The organism is Bradyrhizobium sp. 142, assembly GCF_023074015.1.
In the GTDB taxonomy this organism is placed as follows: Bacteria; Pseudomonadota; Alphaproteobacteria; order Rhizobiales; family Xanthobacteraceae; genus Bradyrhizobium.
Window position 1 is genome coordinate 19875 of record NZ_JADPKQ010000341.1, and the last position, 12686, is coordinate 32560.

The following is a 12686-nucleotide window of genomic DNA, read 5'->3' on the forward strand; positions in this document are numbered from 1 at the left end:
AACCGTTAATGTAGTTTGTGACTGAGGACCGGCGATATGCATAAAGCCGTCGTCCTGGACAAGCGAGCGGAGCGAGTGCTGATCCAGGACCCATTACCACAGGCGCGTGTTGTTGCGCGCCCCGTGACCACACCCGGTTGTGGCAACGGGCTCTTGGGGTAATGGGTCCTGGCCTTCGCCAGGACGACACCGAGTATGAGTATGGGACTAGCGCCCCGCCAAACTCAGCAAATACGCCTTCGGATAAATCCCCCGGTTATGCCCGTCCGAAAACGAGATGTTCAGCCCGTAGCCGAGATCGCCGATCTCGGTGATGGCGATGCCCGGAAAGCGCTCGGGGAAACGGCCGTCGAAGCGGGCGCGGGTGCAGTGGGCGCATTTGCAGGAGAGGCGAAGCTGCTCGGCAGGCAGGCTCAGTTGATCATCCTGCGTGGTGCGGACGCGGAGCGTGGCAAGATCGGCGCTCGCCTCGTAGTCGGCCACGGTCGGCGCCACCAATGCGGTCATGGTCATGACGAACCTCCGGCTTTTCTCTACGCCGCCGCGGGCGAGCGCGAATAGCAACTAATTGCCAGAGCGCGCGTGCAAAGGCGGAGCGCGGCTGCCTCCTCTTCCATCATCGCCCGCAAAATGTGAAACTAATCGACCGGCAGTTTCAGTTCGGAGTTGCCCGAGTCCTCCGTCTTCGAAACCTTGCGCCCATCGCAGGTAAGGAGAGACGACGGATGAGCGCATTTCAGAAGGAAACGGTTCTGTCGGTCAGGCACTGGACCGACTCGCTGTTCAGCTTCACCGCGACGCGCGATCCCGGCTTCCGCTTCCAGAACGGCCAGTTCGCGATGATCGGGCTGGAGGTCGAGGGCAAGCCGTTGATGCGGGCCTACAGCATGGCCAGCGCCAACCATGAGGACGAGCTCGAGTTCTTCTCGATCAAGGTTGAGGACGGCCCGCTGACCTCGCGCCTCCAGAAGATCAGCGAAGGCGACATTATCCTGGTCGGCCGCAAGGCGACGGGCACGCTGATCACCGGCAATCTCATTCCCGGCAAGCGCCTCTTGCTGCTCTCGACCGGCACAGGGCTCGCGCCATTCGCCAGCCTGATCAAGGACCCCGACGTCTACGAGAACTACGAGACCATCGTGCTCGCCCATGGCTGCCGCCAGGTCTCCGAGCTCGCCTATGGCGAGCACCTCGTCGACGGCCTGCGCAATCATGAATTCTTCGGGCCGCTGATCCGCGACAAACTGGTCTATTACCCCACCGTCACCCGCGAGCCGTTCAGGAACCGCGGCCGTATCACCGACCTGATCGCCTCCAACCAGATGTTCGATGATATCGCGCAGTCCGGTCTCGATATCGCGACGGATCGCATCATGCTGTGCGGCAGCCCCGGAATGCTGGAGGAGCTGCACGCTATGTTCTCCGCGCGCGGCTTTGCGGAGGGCAACCACAGTCAGCCCGGCCATTTCGTCATTGAGAAGGCTTTCGTCGAGCGATGAGAACAAATCGCATCCCGGCGACAACTAATTGCTATCGCCGAAAAGCCCTCTGAACAAATCTGATGCAAAGGCGCCGGACCTGCCGGCGAACCAGGAGCAAGCGATGGCACTAGATCAGATCGTCGACGGACTTTCGGAGGTTTCCTGCGACGTGCTGGTCATCGGCGGCGGCACGGCCGGCCCGATGGCGGCACTCAAAGCGAAGCTGAAGAACCCGAAGGCCAATGTCGTCCTGCTCGAAAAGGCCAACGTCAAGCGCTCCGGCGCGATCTCGATGGGCATGGATGGCTTGAACAACGCCGTCATCCCCGGCTATGCGACGCCGGAGCAGTACACCAAGGAAATCACCATCGCTAACGACGGCATCGTCGACCAGAAGGCGGTCTATAAATATGCGCAGAACTGCTTTGGCATCATCGAAGAGCTCGACAGCTTCGGCATCCGCTTCCTGAAGAACGAGAACGGCGACTATGCCGTCAAGAAGGTGCACCACATCGGCACTTATGTGCTGCCGATGCCGAATGGCGAGACCGTAAAAAAGGCGCTGTACCGCCAGCTCCGCCGCGCCCGCATCCTGATCTCGAATCGCTACATGGCGACGCGGCTCTTAAAATCCGCGGACGGCCGCATTGCCGGCGCGATCAGCGTCAACACCCGCACCGCCGAGATCCTGGTGATCAAGGCCAAGGCGGTGATCCTGTGCATGGGCGCTGCGGGCCGGTTGGGCCTGCCGACCTCCGGCTACATGTTCGGCACCTACGAGAACGCCGCCAATTCCGGCGATGGCTATGCCATGGCCTATCACGCCGGCGCAGCGCTCGCGAATCTCGAGTGCTACCAGATCAACCCGCTGATCAAGGACTATAACGGCCCGGCTTGCGCCTATGTCGCCGGCCCCTTCGGCGCCTTCACCGCCAACAACGAGGGCTCGCGCTTCATCGAATGCGACTATTGGTCGGGACAGATGATGCTGGAGTTCTACAATGAGCTCTTGTCCGGCAAGGGCCCGGTGTTCCTTCAGCTCAAGCATCTTCATCCCGACACCATTTCCGAGATCGAATCTACGCTGCACAAGGTGGAGCGGCCGACGCGCGGTCTGTTCCAGCAGGGGCGCGGGGTCGACTATCGCAGCGAGTCGATCGAGATGCATATCTCGGAGATCGGCTTCTGCTCCGGCCACAGCGCTTCCGGCGTGTTCGTCGACGACAATGCGCGCACCACCGTGCCCGGCCTCTATGCAGCCGGCGACATGGCGAGCGTGCCGCACAATTACATGCTGGGTGCCTTCACCAACGGCTCGGTTGCCGGCATCGACGCGATGGAGTTCGCCGAAAATCACGATTTCGCTGAGTTCGACACCGCCGACATCGCCAGGGAGCGCGACCGCGTGCTGGCGCCAACCAGGCGCGAGGACGGCATTCCGCCGAACCAGATCGAATACAAGACGCGGCGCCTTGTGAACGACTATCTCCAGCCGCCGAAGGTCACGCGCAAATACGAGCTCGGCATGCGCCGTCTTGCCGAGGCGCGCGAGGACATGCAGGTGCGCATGATCGCGCGCAACGCGCACGAACTGCTCCGTGCGCTCGAAGTGCAGTCGATCATGGATTGCGCCGACATGGCCGTGCATGCCTCGCTGTACCGCGAGGAAAGCCGCTGGGGCCTCTATCACTGGCGCACGGATTTTCCCGAGAAGGACAACGAGAACTGGTTCTGCCACACCCTGCTGTCGAAGCAGGACGGCAAGATGACCAGCGAGAAGCGCGCGGTGGAGCCCTATGTCGTACCGATCGCGGACGACGAGAAGGACCTCTACGACAAGCAGCGCATCCGCGCCACCGCCTGATCCACCGCCAAGCGCAAGCAACAGGAGAAATACGATGCCTCTCGCTTCCTATCAGACATCGGTTCCGGTGGTCATCGACGACGCCAAATGCATCGCCGACAAGGGCTGTACCGTCTGCGTCGACGTCTGTCCGCTCGATGTGCTGCGCATCAGCGACATGACCGGCAAGGCCTACATGGCCTATGACGAATGCTGGTACTGCATGCCCTGCGAGGCCGATTGCCCGACCGGTGCCGTCACCGTCAATATTCCTTATCTCCTGAGGTAGTCATGTCGAGCCCGTTCGAATCCTACGACGACCTCGAAGATGCCGACGAGCGGCTCCAGGCTGCCGATCCGGGGGAGCGCCGCGTCGCCATCATCGCGCTCGGGCATTCCGGCGATCCCGCAGCTGTCGGCCATCTCGCCAACATGGTGGTCGATCCCGATGCCGGCGTGCGCCAGCAGGTGGCAATGGCGCTCGGCGAGTTCGACGGGCCGGAGGCGGCAAGCGCGCTGGTGAAACTGCTGGTCGACCCCGAGAGGATCGTGGCGTCCGCCGCGTCCGACAGCATGGCGGAATTCAAGGATCCGGCCTGCGCCGACATCATCCTGCCGCTGGTCAAGCACGCCCACGCCTTTGTTCGCATGGGCGCGCTGCGCGCGCTGAAGGAGCTGCGCTGCAAGGAAACGCTGAAGCCGGCGCTGGAGGCGCTGCAGGATTCCGATGCCGCCGTGCGCGTGCAGGCAATCGGCGTGATCGGCTTCCTCAAGCTGGAAGAATCGATTCCGGCGTTGACCGCGCTGATCAACGATCCCGACGCGCATGTGCGCCGCGCCGCCGTCAGCGCGCTGGCGTTCTCGCAGCTGAAGACTGCGGCGGAAACGATCACGCGCGCATTAAAGGACACCGACTGGATGGTCCGCGAGATGGCGGCGGAGACGCTGGGCCTCAACGTCAACGGTTCGCTCGCGGCCGACCAGCTCGTCGGCTCGCTTGCCGACGAGTTCTGGCAGGTGCGGCTGAAGGTGATCCGCAGCCTCGGGCGCATGAAGATCGAGCGCGCAGTGCGGCCGATCGGCAATTGCGTCAACCACGACCAGGCCAATTTGCGGAAAGAGGCGGCTGCCGCGCTCGGCGAGATCGCGCATCCCGACGGCGAGGCGTTCCTTGCCGTGATCGCTGACGATCCCGATCCCGATGTGCGTAAGAACGCACGCTGGGCGCTTCAGCAGATCGCGGCCCGGAAGGCGCGGGCAGGGGCATAGCCGCGAGACAAGCTGCCGCTCTGGACTTCCGGAGCCAGACGTTTATTGGTCTTCGCCAATGTGACCGGCTGCTGCGTATGCGGCCGATCCGAAAAAGAGCGAGGACGCGGCCATGACGACACTGACTGTTAAGGACCTTCTCCCAGAGGACGGAACGCAGGGAACGCTGGCCGGCCGCGTCTGGCTGCCGCACGCAAACGGTCCGTCTGTGGTCGCCGTGCGGGCCGACGGCGTGTTCGACGTCACCACAAAATTCCCGACCATCAGCGCACTCTGTGAAGAGAATAATCCGGCCAAGGCGCTTGCCGCGACCAGGGGCGAGCGGATCGGCGATCTCGACGCGATCGTGGCCAACACGCCGCCCGATCAGCGCGACCTGAAGAAGCCGTGGCTGCTCGCGCCCGTCGATCTCCAGACGCTGAAGGCGGCCGGCGTCACTTTCGCCATCTCGATGCTGGAGCGCGTGATCGAAGAGCGGGCCAAGGGCAATCCGGCCTCGGCCGAGGCGATCCGAAAAGAGGTGACGCGGCTGATCGGCGACGATCTCTCCAAGCTCAAGCCGGGCTCGGACCAGGCGATGCACTTGAAGCAGGTGCTGATCGACCAGAACGCCTGGAGCCAGTATCTCGAGGTCGGCATCGGTCCCGATGCCGAGGTCTTCACCAAGGCGCCGACCCTGTCTTCGGTCGGCACCGGCATGGATGCGGGGCTGCATCCGAAATCGACCTGGAACAACCCGGAGCCGGAACTGGTGCTGTTCGTGTCGAGCCGCGGCAAGATCGTCGGCGGTGCGCTCGGCAACGACGTCAATCTGCGCGACTTCGAAGGACGTTCGGCGCTGCTGCTGTCGAAGGCCAAGGACAACAACGCCTCCTGCGCGATCGGCCCGCTGCTGCGCCTGTTCGACGACACCTTCTCGCTCGACGACGCCCGCAAGCTGGACATCAGCCTCAACGTGAAGGGGGCGGATGGTTTTGTCCTCGACGGCCATTCCTCGATCAGCAAGATCAGCCGCGATCCCACCGATCTGGTCGCGCAGACCATCGGGCCCGTGCATCAATATCCTGATGGCTTCGTGCTCTTCCTCGGGACCATGTTCGCACCCGTCAAGGATCGCGATGCGCCGGGGCAGGGGTTCACCCACAAGCGCGACGACATCGTCACGATCGCTGCGCCCCAGCTCGGCAAGCTCGTCAACCGCATGCGTAGCAGCGACGAGTGCGAGCCCTGGACCTTCGGTATCGGCGCGCTGATGAAGAATTTGGCGCAGCGGAAGTTGATCTAGCTCTTCGCCTCTCCGCGCGTGCGGGGAAAGACCGGATCGCATCGAAAGATGCGAACCGGGTGAAGAGGACTCGCCGCGAGTGGATTGGCTCGATACACGGAGAGCTTTATCCACATCGTCATTGCGAGCGCAGCGAAGCAATCCAGAGTCCCTCCGCGGACAGATTCTGGATTGCTTCGCTGCGCTCGCAATGACGGGGAGGAGAGCTTGCCAAGCTAACTGTCGCCGTCCCCATTGGGGGCGCACCGGCGGCGCTGTGGCTGCTACCCCGATGGGCTTTCCATCAAGCCTGGCCAAGCCGCATCATTTCCTTCATCTTCCCGTTGCACCCCCGGAACAAAATCGCTTTGGGCGTGTCAGGACCACCCACCCGCCTCAGCGGCTCATTTTCCCACCAATAGTCAGATAATATGACTAGTCGGAACCGATCTTCCATGAAATAGTCCTCTCGCGCCGTCCTCAAGGGCGGCATCCGGGTGCCATATTACCAATCGGCGCCCGGGATAACACTTGGGAGACACGCCTGATGAACCTCAAAGCCCTTTGTTCGGCCGGTGCCACGGCCGCGTTGCTGTTCGCGCTGCCGGCCAGCGCCGGCCAGCTCACCATTGGCTTCTCGCAGATCGGATCGGAATCCGGCTGGCGCGCGGCCGAGACTTCCGTCTCCAAGCAGGAGGCCGCCAAGCGCCAAGTCAATCTCAAGATCGCCGATGCCCAGCAGAAGCAGGAGAACCAGATCAAAGCGATCCGCTCCTTCATCGCGCAGAACGTCGACGCGATCTTCCTCGCGCCCGTGGTCTCGACCGGTTGGGATTCGGTGCTGAAGGAAGCCAAGGAGGCCAAGATTCCGGTGGTGCTGCTTGACCGCGACATCGATCCCTCCGGCAAGGAGCTCTATCTTACCGCCGTGACCTCCGACAGCGTGCATGAAGGCGAGGTTGCCGGCGACTGGCTGGCTAAGACCGTCGGGGCTAAGGCCTGCAACATCGTCGAATTGCAGGGCACGGTCGGCGCGAGCGTCGCCGCCAACCGCAAGAAGGGTTTTGATACCGCCATCGCCAAGCATTCGAACCTGAAGGTGGTGCGCAGCCAGACCGGCGACTTCACCCGCGCCAAGGGCAAGGAGGTGATGGAGAGCTTCATCAAGGCCGAAGGCGGCGGCAAGTCGATCTGCGCGGTCTATGCCCACAATGACGACATGATGGTCGGTGCGATCCAGGCTATGAAGGAAGCCGGCCTCAAGCCGGGCAAGGAGATCCTCACCGTCTCGATCGATGCGGTCCCGGATATCTTCAAGGCCATGGCCGCCGGCGAAGCCAACGCCACCGTGGAACTGACCCCGAACATGGCGGGCCCGGCGCTCGATGCCATCGCGGCCTTCAAGGACAAGGGCACGGTTCCGCCGAAGTGGATCCAGACCGAATCCAAGCTCTATACTGCGGCCGACGATCCGCAGAAGATCTACGACAGCAAGAAGGGCCTCGGTTACTGAGGCGGGTGCCGCGCCGGATCGCTCCCCTGTGGTCCGGCGTCCCTCTTCGAAACCGCTGTGCGAACGAATAGGCTGGGTGTCCGCGTCACAAGCGGGTGCCGGTGGGAGTGAATTTGTCATGGAGAACAGCCCTGCTCCTTCGCTGCTGGAGGTGCGCGGGATCAGCAAGAGCTTTGGTGCGGTGCGTGCGTTGCAGGAAGTCGACCTCACGCTGCGTGCCGGCGAGATCCATGCACTGCTCGGCGAGAACGGCGCCGGCAAGTCCACGCTGATCAAGGCGATCACCGGCGTGTTCCCGCGCGACGCAGGCGTCATCCGCATCAGCGGCGAAGAGGTCGCGCCGCGCTCGGCCAAGGCGGCGCTTCAGGCCGGCATCGCCACCGTCTACCAGGAGGTCAATCTGCTGCCGAACCTCTCGGTGGCGCAAAACCTGTTCCTGGACCGCCAGCCGATGCGCCTCGGCATCGTGCGCGAAAGCGAGATGCGCCGCCGTGCGAAAGCACTACTCGGCGGGTTCGGCCTCGATATCGATGTCTCAGCGCCGCTCGGCAGCTATTCGGTCGCAGTGCAGCATGTCACCGCAATCGCGCGCGCCGTCGATTTATCGGCGCGCGTGCTGATCCTCGACGAGCCGACCGCGAGCCTCGACCGCCACGAGGTCGAGATCCTCTTCGATATCATGCGCCAGCTCGCCGGCCGCGGCATCGGCATCGTTTTCGTCAGCCATTTTCTCGACCAGGTCTACGAGATATCCGATCGCATCACCGTCTTGCGAAATGGCCGCCTGGTCGGCGAGCGCGAGACCGCCTCGCTGCCGCGGCTCGAGCTGATCCGGATGATGCTCGGCCGCGAGCTAGCCGAAACCACCAGCGCGCGCGCGGCTACGGGCGAGCATCAGGCGCGCGAAGTCTGTGCGAGCTTCGAAGGCTATGGCAAGGCCGGCTATGTCGCGCCGTTCAATCTCGAACTGCGGCATGGCGAGGTCGTGGGTCTCGCCGGCCTGCTCGGCTCGGGCCGGACCGAGACGGCGCGGCTGGTGTTCGGCGCCGAGCGCGCCGATCGCGGGCAGGCGAAGGTTGAAGGCGAGCCCGTACGGCTCCTGTCGCCGCGCGACGGCGTGCGCCACGGCTTTGGCTATTGTCCGGAGGAGCGCAAGACCGACGGCATCGTCGCCGAGCTCACCGTGCGCGAAAACATCGTGCTCGCGCTCCAGGCCAAGCGCGGCCTGCACAGGCCGCTGTCACGCCGGGAGCAGGACGAGATCGCAAGCCGTTACGTCAAGATGCTCGATATCCGCCCGCCCGATCCGGAGCGACCCGTCGGGCTGTTGTCCGGCGGCAACCAGCAGAAGGTGCTGCTGGCACGCTGGCTCGCGACCTCGCCGCGTCTTCTCGTGCTGGACGAGCCGACCCGCGGCATCGACGTCGGCGCACATGCCGAGATCATCCGCCTGATCCGCGAGCTCTGTGACGACGGGCTGGCCCTGCTCGTGATCTCCTCCGAGTTAGATGAGATCGTGACCTATTCCGACCGCGTGGTGGTGCTGCGCGATCGCGCGCATGTCGACGAGCTCACGGGCGAGGCGATCGACATCAGCAACATTCTCGCGGCCATCGCCGCCGATAGCGCTGTTGTTGCGCATGAGGGGCGGGCATGACAGCGCTGCTGCCGCGCCGCGGCCTTGCCCAGATTCTTGCGCTGATCGTCATCCTTGCGGTCGACCGCGTGGTGTCGCCCCAATTCTTCGATCTGCGGCTCCAGGACGGCCGCTTGTTCGGCAGCCTGATCGACGTGCTCAATCGCGGCACGCCGGTGGCGCTGCTCTCGCTCGGCATGGTGCTGGTGATCGCCACGCGCGGCATCGATCTTTCGGTCGGCGCAGTGATGGCAATCTCGGGTGCAATCGCGGCGAGCCTTGCCGACAGTCATGGGCTGCCGGTCGTGCTGGCGGCTGCGCTCGGCGCTGGGCTCGTCTGCGGATTGTGGAACGGCTTTCTCGTCAGTGTGCTCGGCATGCAGCCGATCGTCGCGACGCTGATCTTGATGGTGGCGGGGCGCGGCATCGCCCAGCTCATAACCGAAGGGCGTATCGTGACCTTCAGCTCGCCCGACCTGGTCTGGCTCGGCAATGGCTCCATCCTCGGCGTGCCGGTGCCGGTCGCGATTGCGCTGGGGATGCTGATCCTCACCGGCGCGGTGGTGCGCGGCTCGGCACTCGGGCTCCTGATCGAGGCGACCGGCGGCAATGCGCGGGCGAGCGAACTTGCCGGCGTCGGCACGCGCGCGATGATTTTGGCGGTCTACGTCTGGTGCGGCGTCTGTGCCGCGCTCGCCGGCGTGATCGCGGCGGCCGACATCATGGGCGCGGATGCCAACAATGCCGGCCTCTGGCTCGAGCTCGACGCCATCCTCGCGGTGGTGATCGGCGGCACCTCGCTGTTCGGCGGACGCTTCAGCCTCGTGCTGGCCGTGCTCGGCGCGCTGATCATCCAGACCATGAACACCGGCATTCTGCTGTCCGGTTATCCGCCGGAATTCAACCTGCTGGTCAAGGCGGTGGTGGTGCTAGCCGTGCTGCTGCTGCAATCGCCGAAGCTGTCGGGCTTCTCCGGGGTTGTGGCCCGGTTGCGGAGGGCGAAGGCATGAAAGGCCTGCCGCCCGTCCTCATCACGGCCATCGTGCTCGTCCTGGGATTCGCGCTTTGCGCGGTGCAGTTCCCCAACATCGCTTCCACCCGCGTGGTCGGCAATCTCCTCACCGACAATGCCTTTCTCGGCATTGTCGCGACCGGAATGACTTTCGTGATCATCTCCGGCGGCATCGACCTCTCGGTCGGCTCGGTGATTGGCTTCACGACCGTGTTCGTCGCGCTCGCGATCGAACGCTGGGGCGTGCCGCCGCTGGTCGCCTTCGCCGCTATCCTTGTGCTCTCGGCGGGCTTCGGCGCGGCGATGGGCGCCGTCATCCACGTCTTCGACCTGCCGCCCTTCATCGTGACCCTGGCCGGCATGTTTCTGGCCCGCGGCGCCAGCTTCCTGCTCTCGACGGAATCGGTGCCGATCACCGCGCCAATCTATTCGACGGTGTCGGACTTCGCGTTGCGATTGCCCGGCGGCGGCCGATTGACGGCGATTGCGATCATCATGCTCGCGATCGTGATCGGAGGTGCGCTGCTGCTGACTCTCACGCGGTTCGGCGCCAACGTCTACGCGCTTGGCGGCAACCGCGTGGCCGCGAACCTGATGGGCGTTGCGGTTGGACGGATGACGGTGCGAATCTACATGCTGTCGAGCCTGCTCGCAGGCATCGCCGGCATCGTTTTCTCGTTCTACACCAGCGCGGGCTATTCGCTCTCCGCCGTCGGCGTCGAGCTCGACACCATCGCCGCGGTCGTGATCGGCGGCACGCTGCTGACAGGCGGGCAGGGCTCGGTGATCGGCACCTTCCTCGGCGTGCTGATCCAGGGCTTGATCCAGACCTACATCAATTTCGACGGCACGCTGTCGAGCTGGTGGACCAAGATCGCGACCGGCGTGCTGCTGTTTGCCTTCATCGCCTTGCAGCAGGCGCTGGTCGCGCTCGCGCGCCGGCCCGTTGCGAAGAGTGCAGGAGCAGCGTCATGACCTCGCGCATCGTCGTCATCCCGACTCAGCGGGCTCACTCCAATCACGCGGAAGTGGCCCGCTCGATCGGCGTCGACATCATCGCCGGCCGTTACGCCGAAGGGACACGGCTGCCGGGCGACGCCGAGCTGACCGCGATGTTCGGCGTGTCGCGGCCGGTGTTGCGGGAGAGCGTGAAGACGCTGGTGGCCAAGGGGCTGCTCACCACCAAGGCGCGGGTTGGCACCGTCGTGCGCGAGCGCGGCGCCTGGAACATGTTCGACGCCGATGTGCTGGCCTGGCATCTGGACGCCGGCATCGACAAGCGCTTTCTCAACGACCTTGCCGAGATTCGTCTCGCGGTCGAACCGCGCGCGGCAGTACTGGCGGCGGGGCGGCGATCGGAAGAGGATCTTGCCGAGCTGCGTCGCTGCATGGATCGAATGCGGCTCGAGGCCTCCGATTCCGTTCGCTTTGCCGACGCCGACCTCGCGCTCCACGTCGCGGTTGCGCGCGCGTCCGGAAATCTATTCATGCGCTCGATCGGCCATGTCATCGAGGCTGCGCTGCGTGCCTCGTTCCTGCTCAGCGCCCCGGTCGAACCGGAGGACCGCGACACGGTTCTGCTCTGGCATCAGAAGATCGTCGATGCTATCGCGGCAGGTGATGTCAACACGGCGTCCGAGGCTATGGTCTATGTCATTCACAACGGCATGAGCCGCCACGAAGGCACGGTGATCGAGACTGCACCGGCCGAAGCACCATCCGCGGATACTGGAGAGTGAGCGTGACCGAACTTCGCATCGCCATTGTCGGCTTCGGCAAGATCGCGCGCGATCAGCACGTCGGTGCGATTGCCGCAACTCCGGGGGCCACCCTCGCGGCCGTTGCGAGCCGCAACGCCTCGCAGCCGGGGCTGCCGCATTTTGCCACGATCGAGGAACTCCTTGAGAAGGGGCCCGCAATCGACGCAGTCTCGCTGTGCACCCCGCCCCAGGTGCGGCGCGCCCAGGCCGTTGCCGCGCTTGCCGCCGGCAAGCACGTGATGCTGGAGAAACCTCCGGGCACAGGCGTTGCCGAGCTCGATCCGTTGATCGCGATGGCGGCGGCGGCAAAGCGCACGCTGTTTGCGACTTGGCATTCGCGTTACGCGCCCGCAGTCGAGCCTGCGCGCGAATGGCTCGCCACATGCCGGATCACATCCGTGCACATCAGCTGGAAGGAGGATGTTCGCGTCTGGCATCCCGGGCAGGGCTGGATCTGGGAGCCGGGCGGGCTCGGCGTGTTCGATCCCGGTATCAACGCGCTCTCGATCCTGACCCGCATCCTGCCGCGCCCCGTGTTCGTCACGGCGGCCGAGCTTGCCTTTCCCGCCAATTGCCAAGCGCCGATCGCCGCGAACCTGACAATGGCCGACATCGGCGGACTGCCTGTCACGGCCGAGTTCGATTTCCGCCAGACCGGCCCGCAGAGCTGGGATATCGTCGCGGAGACCGAGCGGGGCCTGATGACATTGTCGGGTGGCGGGCGGCGCATGGCCGTGGACGACAAGGTGCTTGCCGAGGCGCCCGATCAGGAATATCGCGAGCTCTATGGCCGCTTCGTCGGACTCACCGCGACCGGCGCAAGCGATGTTGACCTGACGCCGCTTCGCCTCGTCGCCGATGCCTTCCTGCTCGGCAAGCGCACCATCGTCGAACCGTTTGTGGATTAG

Annotated in this window: 12 protein-coding genes; 11 read left to right on the forward strand and 1 reads right to left on the reverse strand. The window is 64.5% G+C overall.

Going from position 1 to position 12686, the window contains the following annotated elements; genetic code table 11:
• Window positions 1–207: 207 nt before the first annotated feature.
• Window positions 208–513: a gamma-butyrobetaine hydroxylase-like domain-containing protein gene (locus IVA82_RS32055; protein ID WP_247391008.1), complete on the reverse strand. Its 306-nt coding sequence runs from the start codon at window positions 511–513 to the stop codon at window positions 208–210.
• A gap of 212 nt (window positions 514–725) precedes the next feature.
• Between IVA82_RS32055 and IVA82_RS32060 the strand changes: the two genes are divergently transcribed.
• The 11 genes from IVA82_RS32060 (at window position 726) to IVA82_RS32110 (ending at window position 12686) form a co-directional block, all read left to right on the forward strand.
• Entirely contained in the window at window positions 726–1499 is a 774-nt protein-coding gene (locus IVA82_RS32060; RefSeq protein ID WP_247391007.1) for a ferredoxin--NADP reductase, read from the forward strand.
• 103 nt (window positions 1500–1602) lie between these two features.
• The gene (locus IVA82_RS32065; RefSeq protein WP_247391005.1) at window positions 1603–3345 is read left to right on the forward strand and encodes a fumarate reductase/succinate dehydrogenase flavoprotein subunit; all 1743 of its coding nucleotides are present in this window, start codon (window positions 1603–1605) and stop codon (window positions 3343–3345) included.
• Window positions 3346–3379: 34 nt separating this feature from the next.
• Window positions 3380–3613 (forward strand): ferredoxin family protein, encoded by a 234-nt coding sequence (locus IVA82_RS32070; RefSeq protein WP_247391003.1) that lies wholly within the window; start codon window positions 3380–3382, stop codon window positions 3611–3613.
• Between the two features lie 2 nt (window positions 3614–3615).
• Window positions 3616–4593 (forward strand): HEAT repeat domain-containing protein, encoded by a 978-nt coding sequence (locus IVA82_RS32075; protein WP_247391001.1) that lies wholly within the window; start codon window positions 3616–3618, stop codon window positions 4591–4593.
• Window positions 4594–4705: 112 nt separating this feature from the next.
• Entirely contained in the window at window positions 4706–5878 is a 1173-nt protein-coding gene (locus tag IVA82_RS32080) for a fumarylacetoacetate hydrolase family protein (RefSeq protein ID WP_247391000.1), read from the forward strand.
• Window positions 5879–6404: 526 nt separating this feature from the next.
• A complete protein-coding gene (gene ytfQ / locus IVA82_RS32085; protein WP_247390998.1) occupies window positions 6405–7370 on the forward strand; it encodes a galactofuranose ABC transporter, galactofuranose-binding protein YtfQ in 966 nt (321 codons plus the stop codon).
• Window positions 7371–7488: 118 nt separating this feature from the next.
• Window positions 7489–9027 carry a sugar ABC transporter ATP-binding protein gene (locus tag IVA82_RS32090; RefSeq protein WP_247390996.1) on the forward strand — a complete coding sequence of 513 codons (1539 nt, stop codon included), beginning with the start codon at window positions 7489–7491 and terminating at the stop codon, window positions 9025–9027.
• Window positions 9024–10016 (forward strand): ABC transporter permease, encoded by a 993-nt coding sequence (locus IVA82_RS32095; RefSeq protein ID WP_148738123.1) that lies wholly within the window; start codon window positions 9024–9026, stop codon window positions 10014–10016. The genes IVA82_RS32090 and IVA82_RS32095 overlap by 4 nt, the downstream gene beginning before the upstream one ends.
• Window positions 10013–10993 (forward strand): galactofuranose ABC transporter, permease protein YjfF, encoded by a 981-nt coding sequence (gene yjfF, locus IVA82_RS32100; RefSeq protein ID WP_247390994.1) that lies wholly within the window; start codon window positions 10013–10015, stop codon window positions 10991–10993. The genes IVA82_RS32095 and yjfF overlap by 4 nt, the downstream gene beginning before the upstream one ends.
• Window positions 10990–11757: a FadR/GntR family transcriptional regulator gene (locus IVA82_RS32105; protein ID WP_247390993.1), complete on the forward strand. Its 768-nt coding sequence runs from the start codon at window positions 10990–10992 to the stop codon at window positions 11755–11757. The genes yjfF and IVA82_RS32105 overlap by 4 nt, the downstream gene beginning before the upstream one ends.
• A 2-nt stretch (window positions 11758–11759) precedes the next feature.
• Window positions 11760–12686: a Gfo/Idh/MocA family oxidoreductase gene (locus IVA82_RS32110; RefSeq protein WP_247390992.1), complete on the forward strand. Its 927-nt coding sequence runs from the start codon at window positions 11760–11762 to the stop codon at window positions 12684–12686.

What these genes read in the sequence shown, in the direction of transcription:
- IVA82_RS32065 (WP_247391005.1), top strand. Translation starts at nt 1,603, where the DNA reads ATGGCACTAGATCAGATCGTCGACGGACTTTCGGAGGTTTCCTGCGAC.
- IVA82_RS32055 (WP_247391008.1), bottom strand. Translation starts at nt 513, where the DNA reads ATGACCATGACCGCATTGGTGGCGCCGACCGTGGCCGACTACGAGGCG.
- IVA82_RS32095 (WP_148738123.1), top strand. Translation starts at nt 9,024, where the DNA reads ATGACAGCGCTGCTGCCGCGCCGCGGCCTTGCCCAGATTCTTGCGCTG.
- yjfF (WP_247390994.1), top strand. Translation starts at nt 10,013, where the DNA reads ATGAAAGGCCTGCCGCCCGTCCTCATCACGGCCATCGTGCTCGTCCTG.
- IVA82_RS32060 (WP_247391007.1), top strand. Translation starts at nt 726, where the DNA reads ATGAGCGCATTTCAGAAGGAAACGGTTCTGTCGGTCAGGCACTGGACC.
- ytfQ (WP_247390998.1), top strand. Translation starts at nt 6,405, where the DNA reads ATGAACCTCAAAGCCCTTTGTTCGGCCGGTGCCACGGCCGCGTTGCTG.
- IVA82_RS32070 (WP_247391003.1), top strand. Translation starts at nt 3,380, where the DNA reads ATGCCTCTCGCTTCCTATCAGACATCGGTTCCGGTGGTCATCGACGAC.
- IVA82_RS32080 (WP_247391000.1), top strand. Translation starts at nt 4,706, where the DNA reads ATGACGACACTGACTGTTAAGGACCTTCTCCCAGAGGACGGAACGCAG.
- IVA82_RS32105 (WP_247390993.1), top strand. Translation starts at nt 10,990, where the DNA reads ATGACCTCGCGCATCGTCGTCATCCCGACTCAGCGGGCTCACTCCAAT.
- IVA82_RS32090 (WP_247390996.1), top strand. Translation starts at nt 7,489, where the DNA reads ATGGAGAACAGCCCTGCTCCTTCGCTGCTGGAGGTGCGCGGGATCAGC.
- IVA82_RS32075 (WP_247391001.1), top strand. Translation starts at nt 3,616, where the DNA reads ATGTCGAGCCCGTTCGAATCCTACGACGACCTCGAAGATGCCGACGAG.